Consider the following 17017-nt stretch of genomic DNA (forward strand, 5'->3'; position numbering starts at 1 on the left):
GTGTCTGCGACGCGCTGCCGCGGTTTTTTTGCTGCATTGCACTAGCGTTGTCCTAGGGAAAACCCTATAATCGGTTTGGTCAGGGAAAACCCTTAAATTGATCTGGGAAATCCCTTAAACGCCAACCAACCGGGAGTCGCAATGAGCTATATCCTCGCACTGATCCAAAAGGTGAGCGACCTCTTCGCGTCGCCGTATCTGCCGATGGATGCTGACTATTCGTACGCAGCGCGTCACCGCGAAGCCGAACGCATCCGCCGCTCGCAGTACACGCCTTTCGGCCTGCCGCGCGACTAAGTCGACCGGACCGAAGGCAATCGAGGCGCAGCGCATGGCGCGGTAACACGCCGCCGTCCGCAGTCCGCGCCGCATCTGCACCGAATACGCCGAACAAGGCCGGCTCTCGAAAGAGAGTCGGCCTTGTTGCGTTGGGGCTTGGCGCAATGCTCGGGGCAATGTCCAGGCAAGCGCCGGACGCGCGTGGGATGCAGCGCAGGTTTTTGCTTTGGCGACAAAGGGTTGTGTCATCTGCTCCGGTGTTATCAACAGGGCTGTGAACAAAAACTGGGGATAAGTCTTCCGCGATTGCGCTGAACTACCGTTGCGCCGGCAGTGTTGATCGATCCGTTCTCTTGCGGCGCGAAGTGCCAGCAAGTCGGCTTGTTCGCTCGTGTCGCAGAAAGAATTTGGATAGCGAACGATCCCGGGATCCTGGCCCAGATCAAAACGCCCCCAAACCAGGCACCGCGCATTCGCTATTCGGATTGCTCTCATATCGCCCCTGTTATCCCCCATGCGCCAATGCGTGTTTAGTGGATTTCACGGAAAGCAACGGCAGATGAGAGACGACATAACGGGGCGCGAAGTCGCCCGCCTGGGCGACGCCACGGATCATGGCGGCGAGGTCATCGAAGCCGCGCCGAATCTGCAACACCACGGCGTGCCGGTGATGCTCGAAGGGCATCGGGTGCGCTGTCCGAAGTGCGGCGGCGACTATCCGGGGAAGGCATCGGGCTCGCGCACGCATAACGGCGTGAAGGTGATGTTCATCGGCGACACAACCGCGTGCGGTGCCACGCTCATCGGGGCGTGAGGCATTCCATGCAAAACCACAGCGATTCCAGCCGGGAACGCTATCGTGCCCCCGAGCGGCCGATGGAGATGGACGGCGCGGCCATTCCGCGATTCACACCGCTCACGCCGCGCGAGGACTGGTACTGGCGTCTGAACCCCACCGTGCCGCAGAAGGAAGTGACGCATTCCCTGCTGGTCCCCATCAGCCTGAAGGGTACGGAGTCGGTCGGCGGCCTTTTTCACTACACCGTGCGCGCAAAAACCGATCTGCGCGCGCCGTGGACGCTCGACACCGCGCTAGATCTGGACGCCATCGTCGGCACCGAGATCACGGTGTTCATCGACATTCCCGGACGTGGCACGTTCATTCCCGGCATGCCAGGCGATACGGGGCGGGGCAACATCGGCTTTCACGTGCGCGAAATTACCGGGCGGGTGAGCACGGCGCGCTTCATCGAGCGTAACGATCGCACGATGGTCTACGAATTCGTGCTGGAGCCGACGCTGAAGCAGGCGTCGATGGGGCAGAACTATCGCGTTTTCCAGAACAAAACCGTGATCGATGCGATCCGCGAACTGCTGGCGGACTACCCGGTATCGATTGACTGGCGAGTCGCGGGACCGATCCACGGTGGACACTATCCCGTGCGCGACCTGCAACGACAGCACTTCGAAACCGACTTCACGTGCTTCAGGCGCTGGTGCGAGCGCGCGGGTCTGTTCTTCTGGTTTGAGCACTCGGAAGGATTCCACCGGCTGATCATTGCAGACACGATGGGGGCTTTCCATCGGCACGGCGAAGCGTACGAGACGCTGCGCTACGCGCCGGGTGAGAACCGCGTGGACGAGGAGTGCATCGAGTGGCTGGAGCTGGACAGTCACTGGACCGAGGGCAAGGTGACGGTCGTAGACCACGATCCCATGGCACCGCGCCTGCGGCGCTCCAACACCCCCTTGCGGGAGACTGACCACGATCCCCGCGAGACAGCGGAGGCGGATCAGGAGTTCTATGAGTACGGCGTGAATGTGAGCCAGCCCCTGCAAGGTGCGATGGGGCTGAACGGCAGGCCGCTCGATAACGATGAGCAGGCACGGCAGGCGGCGATGGTGCGCATGCAGTCCATCCGTTGCCAGGGCATGCGCATCCGGGGTTCGGGTCATCTTCGGGGCCTGCGTCCGGGCTACACCTTCGAGCTGACGGAACATCCGCTCGCCACGGTCAATCAGGAATGGCTGGTCTTGTCGATGAATCTCGATATCGAGTGCAACGACCAGGCGAGCGGCACGGAACAGGCCTTTCGCTGCGACTGCGAGTTCGAGGCACAGCCCGCCAAAGGCTGTCACTTCCGCCTGCCGATTGTCACGCCGTGGCCGGTGATTGGTGCCGAGCGGGCAATCGTGACCGGCCCCGAAGGAAGTGAACTCTGGACGGACGCCCAGGGGCGTATCTGCGTACAACTCGTCGCTGACCGGCAGGGAAAATACGACAACGACTCGTTCATCTGGCTATGGCCCGCGCAGCCCTGGCAGAACGGCCGGGCGTCCTCGGTGTTCCTGCCGCGTGTCGGCAGTGAAGTGGTGGTGGAGCACATCAACGGCAATCCCGACATGCCTTACGTCGCGGGCGGCCTGGGGAACAGGGACAATCCGCCGCCCTGGGACCTGGCGAAAAACATGTGGCTGACCGACATCCGCACGAGGGAGTCCGGTGGAAGCGGCTCGAACCATCTGGTGTTCGATGACACCCACGGCAAGCAGCAGGTGCAGCTTGCGACTGATTTCGCAATGAGCAGCATTAGCTTGGGCAATCACCACCGCGTTGCCGGTGACGAAGGGCGACAGGACGCGCGCGGCATCGGGGTTGAGCTGCGCACGGACGGGTTCATGGCGTTGCGCGCGGCGCTCGGTGGCATGTTCACCACGTTCGCGCGTCTGCTGGCGAAGGGCAAGATCAAGGAGAACGGTGAAGCGGTTGCGCTGCTGACGGCGGCGCGCGACATCCACGAAAACGCGGCGCAACTCGCGCAGCAGCGCGGCGCACAGGAGCCGGGGCGCGATCAGAGCGACGCCGTGACAGCGATCAAGACCGCGAACGATGAGCTGCGCGGCAGCGCGAACCCGCGCGCGGGCGCGGATGATTTCCCTGAATTCGAGCGGCCTCACCTGCTGCTCGCGAGCGCGGCGGGCATCCAGGCGGCGGCGACCGACGACCTGCACCTGTCGAGCGGGCGGCATCTGGCGGCAAGCGCCACGGGTCACGTGTCGCTTGCGGCGGGCAAGTCGTTGCTGGTGTCGGTGCTGGAGAAGATTGCCTTCTATGCACAGGAGACCATCCGGCTGATATCGACCGGGCCGGTCCATGCCGAGTCGCGCAACGGCACGATGACGCTGATGTCGCAGGATGACATGACGGTAACGAGCACCCAGGGGCGTGTCGACATCAATGCGCCGAAGGGGATCAATCTCCGCTGCAACAACACGCTTGTCAGCCTGCGACCGGATGGGTTCTACGTTTACACCAACGGACAGCATCTGATTCACGCGGCAGGACATGCGACAGCGGACCCGCAAGGTCAACCGGTGCAGTTTCCGGTGACGCCGGACAGCCCTGGCAAGTTCGCAGCGCATCACGTGCTGGTGGAGCACCAGGGGGGCTTCGCGATCCCAAACCAGCCGTACCGCATGACGCTCGATGATGGGCGGGTCATCAGCGGTGTGACAAATGAGCTGGGGGAAATGGAGCTGGTCACAAGCAATGCAACGACGTTTGGCATGATCGAGCTGATGTCGCAGAGCGAGCCGGATCACGTCGTCGGGCTGGTCAGCACGACGGTCTACCAGGATGCCAGCCTGCCACCACCACCGAACGCAGTGGCGCCGGCGCAGACCATGCAGGTTGGCAACAAGACCGTTTCCACGGCGCAGACGGGGGCAACGTCGACGGGTAACGTTCCAGCCTTTCTGTCATGCGATCCAATGAATTTCGGCCTGCGGACATATCGCTTTATTGGCAACGCCAAGGCGGATATTTCAATTGGACTGACACGGAAAGACGTTGAATACCCGGTCGCGAAAGCCTATACGGCAGCGGTCAAAAAGACGCTTACTGCCTTAGATTGGAAGATGTTGAGGTTGAAGTCTCACGAGGATATCGGCAGGGCAATTTCAGCGGCTGTCAAACAGTCGTTATACGACGCGTTGGGAAGCGGCGTGTTTGGCCTACCGGCCTCCGCGATGCCAAAACTCGTCGTCGCTGTGCGTGGCAATACAAAGCAGTACGGATTTGAGCTTGACGGCACGGAGGCGGCAGTATTTGCTGCTTATCAGTGGGTAATGGCACTTTCCGATGCGCGGATAAACAGTCTTTTCACAGCTCTGGACGCCGTCGATGCAGCCCCAAGCGAAGTCAGAAAGGAGGCCGCGCTAAGGGGCTTAGATGGAGAATTGAAGGCGATCGCAGTGGCGATCTATCACGAAGCGCGGCACTGCCAGCAGACCTTCTGGATGATGTCACTTTTCTACACCTACCCCAAAGACTACACGCAGTTTCCGGGCATCGCGCCGATGTTCTCTGGCGTAGCAATGGAGAGTATCAGGATGCTAGCCGAACGAACGTCATTTCCGAAGGACGATCTTGCCAAGATTGGTTTGCACCGCATGCTCGTTTTCTACTACTGGTGGTTTATCGTCGTCAATCGTGAAAGAGCAAGTGGGTACGAACCTTGGAAACCGATATTTGCAGATGCGGACAAGGTGCAAGCTGATGTCGCGAAAATGCGGGGCGTAACGCTCGATCAGGCTTTACAAATGGGACAGAGAAAAGATCCCGGCTACCACACTCACTATCACGAGGAGGATGCATATGCCACACAGGACACTGTTACGAAGTATTGGGATGATCCTGACCATGCTGACCTGGTCAATCCTGGTACATGCACAAGAACCTACCGCACGTCCCTCGATCAAATCGGAGTCCTCGGAAATGGCTAGTCCGGTAACTGACGCACAAAAGAATGCGCTCATGGCCACGCTGCGTGAGGCCTTCTTGATCCTGCGGGACGACAAACCGTTCCGTCATGAAGAGAACCCTGCATTTGGTGTGCTGTACGAGACGGAAGATCAGTACAAACAACCGGGAAAGCTCTATAGCTATAGGAACTCCCAGATCCCAGGCGCTTCCCTCGAAGTCTCAACACAGGACGACCCACTGGATTATTCCGACGACCGGGAAAAAGTCAGCCTCGTTCCGTATCGTATTTGGCTGAATTTCAACTCGCCTCTGGCCGGAATCACTCCCTCGATGTTGCGGCAGGAACTGGATCTTGCTGACTACTGGATGAGCACCGATGGCGTGCGATTCAACTACAACGACATGGGGCCGCCAACTGATCCGAGGCTTAACACACACGCATATCGTTTCCGAGCGAATGGGCACGCGGATAGCCGTTTTGCCGTCAATGTTGACGTGAGCTACATTGACCCACGGGAGGGAGACCCGGCCGGTACACCACCAAGGCTCTGGATAATCGATATCACCCGCGCCTATCCTTTGCTAACACCCGAAATGCGCAAGCAGAAACGCGAAGAGGAACGGCTCAAGAAGCGTGAGAAGTACGGCTACATGAGCCTCTGCACGGGGGGCGTCTGCCCGGAAACCGGCTATTGGGAGGGCTGGACGAAGGAGTCCGGACCCACCGATATCCTGCGCGTCGAGAAGGGGCAGAAGTTCGACGTGGTACGCACCGTACCGCTGACCACAGACCGTTCGTCCTGCCCGATGGTCCCCGGGCAATGGATGTGGCTGTGCTCATTGGAGGAAGCGCGCGGCTTCCAGTGGAAGGGCTTCACGCTTAACGGATAATCGACCGGCACTCCGACCAGGCAGGGGTGCAACGTCAATCATGAGGATGCCGAACAATGATAGGGGCGAGTGGCCACGCAGACGGGCACACACCATATTTCACTGACATGCCGCTGTGGACAGTGGTTTGCGAAAGCAGGATCTATGACGGAAAGGAGAATTTCGGGTTCAGGGCACTGGATACCGAGTTCGGACCAGCGGTCTCCTGCTTTCTTTCACCGCTTCACCTGCTGATTGATCTCATGCTTGCCGGGGCGAGCAGCATGGGAACCTACACGATCATCAACGCATCAGACGCACCCAGGTGCCTTTTCAGGCGGCGTGACGGGCTCGGTCTGGTCGCAAACCTGCGCTTCGGCTGGCCCGCAGCGAACGGCTGCATCGTGCGGGAAGCCGATGGGAGTCCTGCAAGCGCTTCGCTGGTTGTTGAGCGCCCACTGACCCAGGAGAACCGCTTTGAAGTCGATTCTCGCGGAATGATGCTGCTCGACAGCGTTCATGAACGCGCGGGCCTGTTCGCATGGCGCGACACCAACAGACAGGTGCTGGACTGGAATATCGAAAAGGTGAACGTTACGGTGCGCGCCGCCGTGAAGTCGATACAGCTTGCCGAGGTGGGCGTGGAACATTGCAACCAGTTCGCGCTGTTTGATCCCGAGGCGAGGCAGTGGCATCTGGTGGACCTTCCTCCAGACACCACGGTTTTCGGCAAAGGAGCGGCCAGATGAATTTCAGGGTGAAATCGGAAGAAGCCGTGCTGGCGGAAGTCCTCCGTGCCATGCGCGAGGGCGAGCGGTATCACTCGCATCAGGAGGCGGCGCTGACGGGCAACAGCACGTCGTCGGTTCGGACCGTGCTGCGGCTCGCGCTGGCGCGTCGTGAAGTGGAGCAGCACACGCAGGCGCTGCGAGGCGGTACGAACATCTATTCCCTGCGCACACCTGAACCTGACGGGGGAGCTCTGCTGCTGAGTAGCGGCTCCGGCCCGAACTGAAGTGGGAGAATGACGGGCAACAGTTAAGGCAGCTCTGCATGACGGCTACGCGCCGATGACGTACCAAAATCACAGGGTGTGATTTTTTGCGGGGGGCCTGGGAATGGAACGCTGCTTCCGTTGTGTGCGTGCGATGCAGCATTGACGGGCATTCCGTCTGGTAACTGACTCGACATCTGTTTCGAAAAATTGACTGGGGCATCGGCGTTGTGTTGGATTTTAGACACAGCGGATGTCTAATAGGTCGGCGAGATCTCCTCACGGGCGGCGTAGCTGCTGCACTGCCGGATTAGGAAACCGTTGGGTGAATAGACGAACGGAAGCGCCGGTGCAAAAATCTCTTTCTCTGCTTCCGCCTGCCGAGCCTTGCGGAACGGACTTGAGCTATGCCCGACCGACTTTAGACACGGAGTTGTGAACAAAAACTGTGGATAAGCCCCGCCCAGCAAGCCCCGCCCCGTCGTGTCATAGTGTGGGCCGCATCAAACCCGCCACACGACCATGTCCGACACCTACTTCTACGACCCCGCCGCCGGCCACGGGCTGCCGCACGATCCGTTCAAGGCGATCGTCGCGCCGCGTCTGATCGGCTGGATCTCGAGCCGTTCGCCCGAGGGCGTGCTCAACCTCGCGCCCTACAGCTTCTTCGGCGCGTTTTCCTCGTTTCCGTCGATCATCGGATTCAGCAGCGAGGGCCGCAAGGACAGCATCGCCAACATCGAGGCGACGGGCGAATTCGTCTGGAATCTCGCCTCGCGCCCGCTGGCCGAGCAGATGAACCGCAGCTCCGCGCCCGTCGCCGCCGACGTCGACGAATTTGCGCTCTCGGGCCTCACGCCCGCGCCGGGCCGCAACGTAACGGTGCCGCACGTCGCCGAATCGCCGGCCGCGCTCGAATGCAAGCTGCTGCAGGTCATCCGCCTGCACACGCTCGACGGCACGCCGATGGACAACTGGCTCGCGCTCGGCCAGGTGGTCGGCGTGCATATCCAGCAGCGCTTCCTGAAGGACGGCCTGTTCGACACGCACGCCGCCCAGCCGATCATGCGCGCGGGCTATCGCGCCGACTACGCGCAGATCGGCGAGATGTTCCAGATGGTGCGCCCCAAGGCCTGAGCCTGAAGCTGAACCCGGGCCCGGTTCGGCGGCGGGACCGCCCCGCATTGCCCCTGCCGCCGCCCGCGCCGATAATGGCCGCACCGTCCATCGCGCGGCGCGCGGGAGGTTCGCCATGCAATCACCGACCGGATCGGTCGTCGCACTGAGTTCGGCCGCGTCGACGATGTTCTCGATCGGCATCGTCTTCCTCGGATATTGGGGCTTGCACGAGCCCACGCCGTGGCGGATCGCCGACCGCATGGTCGTCGTGATCGCGCTGGCGGGCTTCGCCTGTCTCGCGAGCGTGCCGTGGCTCGCCACCTCGCCCGCGCCGCCCGGCGACGAAACGCGCTTTCTGCTGGCCCGGCGCGTCTTTCTCGCGGGCGCGCTGGCGGTCTGGATGGCTATCGCGCTGTCGCTGATTTTCTGAGCGCACGGGTTCGCGCCCCTCACCGCGGCCCCGCCCGCAGGCCCGATGAAAGCCGTGTCCGGCAGTTTTGGTACGATGCACGCTTTGCCAGCCGACCCCGAAGCCCCGCGTGAAGCGTTCCGTGCCGTTCATCCGCGACCTCGTCGCGAAGTTGTCCTCCCGTCTCCAGCCCGCTGCGGCGAGCGTCTGCGCCTTCGCGCGTCCGCGCCTCGCGCGCGGGCTGCATCACCTGCGCCATCCGACGCGGCGCGGCGTGCTGTTCGCCATCGGCGCGCTGCCGGCGGCCATGCTGCTCTACGTGCTGGTGCTGATTCCGTTCACGCCCAGCATCGGCGACATCCGCAAGGCGCGCGTCGACCGGCCGGCGCAGATTCTGTCGGCGGACGGCAAGGTGCTCGCCGAATTCAAGCCGTCGAACCGCGAATGGGTGCCGCTCGCCCAGATTTCGCCGCACATGGTCGACGCACTGATCTCGACCGAAGACCACCGCTTCTACGAGCATCACGGCATCGACTTCAAGCGCACGGCGGGCGCGGCGCTGCACACCTTCTCGGGCGACCGCCAGGGCGGCTCGACCATCACGCAGCAGCTCGCGCGCAATCTCTATCCCGACGAAATCGGCCGTGCGCCCACGCTCACGCGCAAGATCAAGGAAGCGATCACGGCCTTCAAGATCGAGGCCGTCTACAGCAAGCCGCAGATTCTCGAAACCTATCTGAACACGGTGCCGTTCCTGTACAACGCGTTCGGCATCGAGATGGCGGCGCGCACGTACTTCGGCGTGTCGGCGGATCAGCTCACGGTCCTCCAGGCCGCGACGCTCACCGGCATGCTCAAGGGCAACGCCTACTACAACCCGGTGATCAATCCCGAGCGCGCGCTCGCGCGCCGCAACACCGTGCTCGGCCAGATGGTGAAGTACGGCAAGCTCACGCCGGCGCAGTCCGCGACGCTCTCGAAGCAGCCGCTGCGCCTCGACTTCGAGCGCCAGACCGAGCCGCCCGGCCCCGCGCCGCACTTCGCGCAGCAACTGCGCAAATGGCTGATCGCGTGGGCCGACCGTAACGACTACAACATCTATTCCGATGGCCTCGTCGTGCACACGACGATCGATTCGCGTCTGCAGGCGATGGCGACGGCCGCGCTCAAGCAGCACGCGAACCAGTTGCAGGGCATCGCGAACGGCGCGTGGAGCGGCCGCAACGGCTGTTCGGCGAGCAACGATCTGTTCAAGACCTTCATGCGCGAAACGCCCGACTACAAGAGCGCGCGCGACGCCGGTGCGAACGACGACGACGCGCTCAAGCAGCTCGCGGCCAACCGCGCGTTCATGCGCGCGCTCTGCAAGGACAAGACCGACGTGCAGGCCGGTTTCGTCGCGATCGATCCGCGCGACGGCCAGATCAAGGCGTGGGTCGGTAGCCGCGACTTCCAGGACGAGCCGTTCGATCACGTGCAGCAGGCGCGCCGTCAGCCGGGCTCGACGTTCAAGGCCTTCGTGTACGGCGCGGCCTTCGCGAACGGCGCGAAGCCGACCGACACGGTCATCGACCAGGCGGTGGAAATGCCGCTCGAAGGCGGCGAAATCTGGCGTCCGAACGACGACGTGCCGCCCAGCAACAAGCCGATGACGCTGCGCGACGCGCTCGCGTTCTCGCGCAACCGCATCACCGCGCAGGTGATGCAGGCGGTGGGGCCGGACAAGGTCGCGCGTCTCGCGCGTGCGATGGGCGTGCGCGACAGCCAGCTCAACGCGGTGCCGTCGCTCGCGCTCGGCACGAGTCCGGTCACGCTCAAGGAAATGGTCTCGGCGTACAGCACCATCGCGAACGACGGCGAGTATCTGGAGCCGCGCATGGTCACGAGCATCGAGGACAGCAAGGGCGAGGTGCTCGCGCAGTTCGGCAGCGCTTCGCCCGAGCGCGCCTTGTCGGCGTCGGCGGACCGCACGCTGCTCGACACGATGCGCGACGTCGTGAATCGCGGCACGGGTTCGAGCATCCGCACGCGCTTCGGCATTCGCGCCGACGTCGCGGGCAAGACCGGCACCACGCAGGACAACGCGGACGGCTGGTTCATCCTCATGGACCCGCAACTGGTGGCGGGCGCGTGGGTCGGTTTCGACGACGGCCGCGTGACGCTCAACAGCGACTACTGGGGCCAGGGCGCGCGCAGCGCGCTGCCGATCGTCGGCGACTTCTTCCAGCGCGCGTTCCGCTCGCGCATCGTCGATCCGCATGCGCGCTTCGACACCGAAGTGACGCCGGGCGCGTTCGAGCAGTTCCGCGACAAGCTCAAGGCGTGGATGGATACGCTGTTTGCGTCGAAGGAAAAGGCCGAGGCGCCGCGCCCGGGTACGCCGATCAAGCGTGCGCCCGAGCCTGCGCCGGAGCCCGCCGAAGTGCCGCCGTCGAGCGGCGTGGCGGCGGCTTCGTCTGCGTCGTCGGCTTCGGCGATCGCGCCGGCGTCGGCGGCTGCCGCGTCGGATGCGGCGCGCGCGGCGGCGATTCTCAACGGCACTGCGCCGCAAACGCCGTCGTCGAGCGAGCCGCCGATTCTCGGGCCGTCGGGCGCGTCGCAGCAATTGCCGCCTTATCCGCCGCAGGAGCCCTCGCTCGCGCCGACGCCCACGCCCGACGATTCCGATTCGAGCGGCGGCGCGCCTGCGCAGTACACGCCGCCGCAGAACAATTGACGATCTGACCAGGCGGTTCGCGCCGCGCGTCCGCACACGATGAAGCGGACGCGCCTCGCGAAGCCACCGCGGCCGGCTCGCTTCCCCTTCAGCAGATGCGCGGCAGCATTTCGCCGTGCAGCCAGTCGACCAGACGTTCGCCGCCGAACGACGTCGTCAGGCGGACGAAGCGATACGCGTCGTCGATGACCGTGCCGATGCGCACCGCGTCGCGGCCCAGCGGATGCGCGCGCATGACCGCGAGCAGCGCGTCGGCGTCTTCATCGGCGCAGACCGCGATCAGCTTGCCTTCGTTGGCGATATAGAGCGGATCGAGGCCGTAGAACTCGCACGCGGCCCGCACGGGCGCGCGCAGCGGCAGCGCGGTTTCGTCGAGCCGCATGCCCACGTCCGACTGCGCGCAGATCTCGTTGAGCGTGTTGCCGAGGCCGCCGCGCGTGGGGTCGCGCATCAGCCGCAGCGACGGGCACGCCGCGAGCATCGCCGCCGTCAAGCCGTTGAGCGCCGCGCAATCCGACACGATGCTGCTGTCGAAGCCCAGGTTCTCGCGCTGCGAGAGCACCGCGAGGCCGTGCTCGGCGAGCGCGCCGGAGACCAGCACGGCGTCGCCGGGACGCGCCTGCGCGCCATCGAGCCGCACGCCTTCCGGCACCACGCCCACGCCCGCCGTGGTGATGAACACGCCGTCCGCCTTGCCGCGCTCGACCACTTTCGTGTCGCCGGCCACGATGCGCACGTTGGCCGCGCGCGCGGCTTGCGCCATCGATGTCACCACTCGCGCGAGATAGGCGAGCGCGAGCCCTTCTTCGAGGATGAACCCTGCGGTCAGATAGAGCGGCGTCGCGCCGCCCACGGCGAGATCGTTGACGGTGCCGTTCACGGCGAGCGTGCCGATGTCGCCGCCCGGAAAGAAAAGCGGCGCGACCACGTGGCTGTCGGTGGTAAGCGCGAGGCGGCCAGCGGGCATCGGCACGATGGCCTGGTCGTTGCCTTGCGCGAGCCACTCGTTGGCGAACGCGGGCGCGAACAGCTCGGCGACGAGCTGCGCGCTCGCGCGTCCGCCCGCGCCGTGCGTGAGGTCGATGCGGCCTTGCTTGAGGTCGAGTTTGCGGCCGAATTCGGGCTGGCGGGGAGAGGTCGGCAAGGCAGTCATGCGGATCTCATGCGGATGTCACGGCGCGCGGCGCGCGTGCGGAGGAAAGGGCGGGCGCGACGAAGCGGCCGTACTGATAGTGCGCGGCGCACGCGCCTTCGCTCGACACCATGCAGGCGCCAAACGGCGTGGCGGGCGTGCAGACGGTGGCGAACAGCTTGCAGTCGCTCGGCTTCGCGCAGCCGCGCAGGATCGCGCCGCATTGGCAGGTCTTGACGTCGGCGGCGACGCGCGGCACGAGCGCATAGCGGCGTTCCGCGTCCCACTGCGCGAACTCGGAGCGAATCGCGAGCGCGCTTTGGGGCACCGCGCCGAGCCCGCGCCATTCGAAGCTGTCGCGCGTCTCGAACGCCGCGTGCACGAGCGCCTGGGCGCGCGTGTTGCCCGCTTCGGTCACGGCGCGCGTGAACTGGTTTTCGGTGTCGGCGCGGCATTGGTTGATCTGCTCGACGAGCATCAGCACGGATTGCAGCACGTCGAGCGGCTCGAACCCGGCGATCACGACGGGCTTCACGAAGTCGCGCGAGATGGCGCGATAAGGCGCCACGCCGATCACCGTGCTCACGTGCGACGGCCCGATGAAGCCGTCGAGCCGCGCGCTCTGGTCGGCGTCCTCGGCCAGCAGATGGCGCATGGCGGCGGGCGTGAGCACGTGGTTGCCGAACACGCTGAAGTTATCGAGCGCCATCTCGCGCGCCTGGGCGAGCGCGAGCGCGGTGGGCGGCGTGGTGGTCTCGAAGCCGATGCCGAAGAACACCACCTCGCGCGCGGGCTCGGCTTTCGCGAGCGCGATCGCGTCGGAAACCGAATACACGACGCGCACGTCCGCGCCCGCCGCGCGCGCCTTGTACAGACTCATGCGCTTCGAGCCCGGCACGCGCAGCGTGTCGCCGTAGGTGCAGAGCGTGACGCCGTGGTCGAGCGCGAGTTCGATCGCGCTGTCGACGCGGCCGACCGGCAGCACGCAGACCGGGCAGCCGGGACCGTGAATCAGCTCGATCTGCGGCGGCAGCAGCGCGGTGAGGCCGTAGCGCGCGATCGCGTGCGTGTGACCGCCGCAAAACTCCATGAGCCGGTAGCGGCGGCGGCGTTCGACGGCGCGGTGAATGCGCGCCGCCATGCCGCGCGCGATTTCGCTGTTGCGGAAGTCGTCGACGTATTTCATGGCGTGGCGCCCTCGCCGGGTTGGCGGCCCAGTTCGGCCAGTTGCGCGAGCGTGGCTTCGGCGGCGGCGCGGTCGAGCTTGCCGATCGCGAAACCTACGTGCAGGAGGACGAAGTCGCCGGGTACGACGTTGTCGACGAGCGCGAGCGAGATCTCGCGCGTGACGCCATCGACGCTCGCTCGCGCGCGCTGTTCCGGCAAGAGTTCGATGACCTCGACGGGCATCGCAAGACACATGATGCGGATTCCTTAGGGTGTCGTCCGCGTGACGGTGGCGGACGATGTGAGTTGCTGGATGACGGCCCACGCCTGGCCGTAGCTGATCGCATCGTCGCCGCTGGGCAGCGCGCGTGCGGTGAACAGAGTGAGGTTCGAGGTGCGCAGCGCGTCGGCGAGCGCGCGCATCAGCAGCCGGTTGGCGCAGCAGCCGCCGCCGAGCGCGACCACGTTCAGGTTGTGCGCGCGCGCGGCCTGGGCGATCCACGCGCCGAGCGCATGGCCGAGCGTGGCGTGCCAGACGCTCGCGATGGTCGCGGCTTCAGTTTGGGCGGCGAGCCAGTGCGCGAGCGGCAGGAGATCGAGGTTGCCGCCGTCGAGACGCCAGCCGTCAACGAGCGGCGCGCACGGGCGCGCGAGCGCTTCGAGGCGCAGCGCGGCTTCGCCGCTATAGCTTTGCTCCGCGCAGACGCCCGCGAGTCCGGCGATGGCGTCGAACCAGCGGCCGAGGCTCGTGGTCGGCGGGCAGTGGAAGCCGCTGGCGAGTTGCGCGCGCAGACGTGCGGCCGTGGCGGCGTCGATGCCTGGCGGGATGCGGTTCTTGGTGCTGGCTTGCACATCGGCACGATCAAGCCGATCGAGTCGATCGAGCAGCGCGAGCGCCATGCGCGCGGGCGAGCGCGCCGCCAGATCGCCGCCGGGCAGCGCCAGCGGCGTGAGATGACCGAGACGCGTCGCACGGCCGGGATCGACGCGCAGCAACTCGCCGCCCCACGCCGTGCCGTCGTCGCCGTGACCGAAGCCGTCGAGCGCGACGCCGAGCGCCGCATCCGCGTGACCGTGCTCGGCCAGCACGGCGGCGATGTGCGCGTGGTGATGCTGCACCGGCACGACAGGCACGTTCCAGCGCGCGGCCAGCGTATGAGCGAGGCGCGTCGAGTAAAGATCGGGCTGGAGGTCGCAGGCGAGCGCGGCGGGCGGCGCGCCGCAGGCATCGACGAGCCGGTTCGCGGCGGCGTCGAGCGCGGCGCACGCCGCCGCGCTCGTGAGGTCGCCGAGGTAAGGCGAGACGAACGCGCGCGCGCCTTGCGTGAGCGTGACGGTGCTTTTCAGATGCGCACCGAGCGCGAGCACGGACGGCCCCGCGTGCGGCAGCGCGAGCGCTTGCGGCGCGTAACCGCGCGCGCGCCGCAGCGGCAGCGGCGCTTGCGGGGCGGCGGCGTCAGCGTGGTCAGCGTCGTCGGCGTTGGCGGCGAGCAGCACGCTGTCGTCGCAACGCGCGACGATCGCGCGGTCGTGAAACAGCATGGCATCGGCGATACCGGCGAGCGCGTCGCGCGCGTGCGCAGGATCGATTTCGAGCGGCTCGCCCGAGACGTTCGCACTCGTGGCGACCAGCAGCGTGGGTTGGTTCGCGTCGCGCCAGGCGTCGCCCGACGGACGGCCGAGCGCTTCGTGGAACAGCAGATATTGAAGCGGCGTGCACGGCAGCATCACGCCGAGTTGCGCGAGACCGGGCGCGATGCCGCTGAGCGCGTTGTTGTCGCATCGCGCGGCGACGACGACGGGGCGCGCGGGCGAGTCGAGCAGCGCGCGCGTGGCGGCGTCGCAGACGATCCAGCGCGCCGCCGAAGCGGCGTTGAGCGCGAGCAGCGCGAACGGTTTCGCGGGCCGCCGCTTGCGGGCGCGCAGACGCGCGACGGCGTCGGGCTGCGTCGCGTCGCAGATCAGCTGGAAGCCGCCGAGCCCTTCGACCGCGACGATCTCGCCGCGCGCAATCGCTCGCCACGCGTCAGCGACGGGATCGGTGTGATCGGCGTGATCGCGGCGCGCGCTGCCCAGCGGTGCTTCGAAACGCACACGCGGTCCGCAGACGGGGCACGCGATCAGTTCGGCGTGAAAGCGCCGGTTCGCGGGATCGGCGTAGTCGGCGGCGCAATCGGCGCATGGCGCGAACGGCGCCATGCTCGTGTTGGCGCGGTCGAACGGCAGCGTGCGCGTGACGGTGTAGCGCGGGCCGCAATCGCAGCAACTGTTCAGCGCGTAGCGATGGCGGCGGTCGCCCGCGTCGAAGATCTCCGCGAGGCAGGCGTAGCAGATTGCACTGTCGGTTGCCATTTCGCCGTCGCGCGCGTGCGTCTCGCCGCTTTCGACGATACGAAAACCCGGGCGCCCCGCCGTATCGAGCGGTTGCGCGCGTTCGGTATCGATCGCATCGATGCGCGCGCGCGGCGGCGCTTCCTGCGCGAGCGCTGCGCGAAACGCGCTCAGCGCCGCGCGCGTGCCCTGCACGTCGATCCGCACGGCGCTCGCGTCGTTGCGCACCTCGCCCGTCAGGCCGAAGCGTTGCGCGAGCCGCCAGACGAACGGTCTGAACCCGACGCCTTGCACGATCCCGCTCACGCGCAGTTGCTCTCGCCTCATCGCCGTGATGTCCTCGCTGGTTGTTCTGCTAGCGCGCGTCGGGACGCAGCGCCCGCGCCGCGCCGCAGCCCGCGCGAATCCAGTCGAGCCATTGCGCGAAACCCTCGCCCGAACGCGCGGACACGCACAGCGCCTGAATACGCGGATTGACGCGGCGCGCGTAATCGAGCGCGGCATCGACGTCGAAATCGAGGTGCGGCAACAGGTCGGTCTTGTTGAGCAGCATGAGGTCGGCGGCGGCGAACATGTCGGGATACTTGAGCGGCTTGTCCTCGCCCTCCGTCACCGAGAGCACGACGACCTTGTGCGCCTCGCCCAGATCGAACGACGCGGGGCAGACGAGGTTGCCGACGTTCTCGATCAGCAGCAGGCTGTTGTCGAGCGGCGGCAGGCGGTCGAGCGCGTGACCGACCATGTGCGCGTCGAGGTGACAGCCTTTGCCCGTGTTGATCTGCACGGCGGGCGCGCCGGCGGCGCGTACGCGCTCGGCGTCGTTCGAGGTCTGCTGATCGCCTTCGATGACGGCGATCGCGAGTTCGTCCTTGAGCGCTTCGATCGTGCGCACCAGCAGCGAGGTCTTGCCCGAGCCGGGACTCGAAACGAGGTTCAGCGCGAACGCGCCGTGCGCGCGCAGACGCGTGCGATTGGCCAGCGCGTAACGGTCGTTCTCGCGCAGGATGTCCTGCTCGATGCGGACGCGGCGGCCGGGCGCGTGGTTGTGTTCGTGCGCGTGGTTGTGATCGTGATCGTGCGCATGTTCGTGCTCGTGCGGATGCGCGTGCGCATGTCCATGATCGTGCCCGTGCGCATGTTCGTGTCCGTGCGAATGCTCGCGCATCTGCGCCCCTTCGATTCGCACGTTGTCCGGGCCGCAGCCGCAGGTCGTACACATGATGATGTCCTTTCTC

14 protein-coding genes are annotated in these 17017 nt (G+C 65.7%); 9 read left to right on the top strand and 5 right to left on the bottom strand.

All coding sequences use genetic code 11. The features are described 5' to 3' along the window. Positions 1–141 precede the first annotated feature (141 nt). The 9 genes from G5S35_RS21730 to G5S35_RS21770 all read left to right on the top strand — a co-directional run bounded on the left by G5S35_RS21730 (position 142) and on the right by G5S35_RS21770 (position 11152). Positions 142–297, top strand: coding sequence for a hypothetical protein (locus tag G5S35_RS21730; RefSeq protein WP_167371389.1), 156 nt, complete (start codon positions 142–144; stop codon positions 295–297). A 541-nt stretch (positions 298–838) separates the two neighbouring features. Continuing rightward, positions 839–1093, top strand: a complete 255-nt coding sequence (locus G5S35_RS21735; protein ID WP_183038993.1) for a PAAR domain-containing protein — start codon at positions 839–841, stop codon at positions 1091–1093. An 8-nt stretch (positions 1094–1101) separates the two neighbouring features. Continuing rightward, positions 1102–5064 carry a type VI secretion system Vgr family protein gene (locus tag G5S35_RS21740; RefSeq protein ID WP_183038994.1) on the top strand — a complete coding sequence of 1321 codons (3963 nt, stop codon included), beginning with the start codon at positions 1102–1104 and terminating at the stop codon, positions 5062–5064. Positions 5065–5095: 31 nt separating this feature from the next. Beyond that, positions 5096–5935 carry a hypothetical protein gene (locus G5S35_RS21745; protein ID WP_124260696.1) on the top strand — a complete coding sequence of 280 codons (840 nt, stop codon included), beginning with the start codon at positions 5096–5098 and terminating at the stop codon, positions 5933–5935. A 107-nt stretch (positions 5936–6042) separates the two neighbouring features. Further along, positions 6043–6663 (top strand): hypothetical protein, encoded by a 621-nt coding sequence (locus tag G5S35_RS21750; protein WP_124260697.1) that lies wholly within the window; start codon positions 6043–6045, stop codon positions 6661–6663. Continuing rightward, positions 6660–6929, top strand: coding sequence for a hypothetical protein (locus tag G5S35_RS21755; RefSeq protein WP_065065307.1), 270 nt, complete (start codon positions 6660–6662; stop codon positions 6927–6929). The genes G5S35_RS21750 and G5S35_RS21755 overlap by 4 nt, the downstream gene beginning before the upstream one ends. A gap of 501 nt (positions 6930–7430) precedes the next feature. Next, positions 7431–8045, top strand: a complete 615-nt coding sequence (locus G5S35_RS21760; RefSeq protein ID WP_183038995.1) for a flavin reductase family protein — start codon at positions 7431–7433, stop codon at positions 8043–8045. Between the two features lie 115 nt (positions 8046–8160). Beyond that, entirely contained in the window at positions 8161–8457 is a 297-nt protein-coding gene (locus G5S35_RS21765; RefSeq protein WP_065065309.1) for a hypothetical protein, read from the top strand. 109 nt (positions 8458–8566) lie between these two features. Next, positions 8567–11152, top strand: a complete 2586-nt coding sequence (locus tag G5S35_RS21770) for a penicillin-binding protein 1A (protein WP_408583562.1) — start codon at positions 8567–8569, stop codon at positions 11150–11152. Positions 11153–11240: 88 nt separating this feature from the next. Here G5S35_RS21770 and hypE read toward each other — a convergent pair whose 3' ends face one another. The 5 genes from hypE to hypB are packed head-to-tail and all read right to left on the bottom strand — an operon-like array spanning position 11241 to position 17001. Beyond that, the gene (gene hypE, locus G5S35_RS21775; protein ID WP_183038996.1) at positions 11241–12305 is read right to left on the bottom strand and encodes a hydrogenase expression/formation protein HypE; all 1065 of its coding nucleotides are present in this window, start codon (positions 12303–12305) and stop codon (positions 11241–11243) included. Between the two features lie 7 nt (positions 12306–12312). Beyond that, on the bottom strand, positions 12313–13470 hold the full coding sequence (gene hypD, locus G5S35_RS21780) for a hydrogenase formation protein HypD (RefSeq protein WP_110325691.1): 1158 nt from the start codon (positions 13468–13470) through the stop codon (positions 12313–12315). Further along, on the bottom strand, positions 13467–13706 hold the full coding sequence (locus G5S35_RS21785; protein ID WP_065065312.1) for a HypC/HybG/HupF family hydrogenase formation chaperone: 240 nt from the start codon (positions 13704–13706) through the stop codon (positions 13467–13469). The genes hypD and G5S35_RS21785 overlap by 4 nt, the downstream gene beginning before the upstream one ends. Before the next feature lie 12 nt (positions 13707–13718). Next, the gene (hypF, locus tag G5S35_RS21790) at positions 13719–16109 is read right to left on the bottom strand and encodes a carbamoyltransferase HypF (RefSeq protein WP_183038997.1); all 2391 of its coding nucleotides are present in this window, start codon (positions 16107–16109) and stop codon (positions 13719–13721) included. 28 nt (positions 16110–16137) lie between these two features. After that, positions 16138–17001 carry a hydrogenase nickel incorporation protein HypB gene (gene hypB / locus G5S35_RS21795; protein WP_183038998.1) on the bottom strand — a complete coding sequence of 288 codons (864 nt, stop codon included), beginning with the start codon at positions 16999–17001 and terminating at the stop codon, positions 16138–16140. Positions 17002–17017 lie beyond the last annotated feature (16 nt).

The sequence above is a fragment of the Paraburkholderia tropica genome, from assembly GCF_014171495.1.
GTDB lineage: Bacteria > Pseudomonadota > Gammaproteobacteria > Burkholderiales > Burkholderiaceae > Paraburkholderia > Paraburkholderia tropica.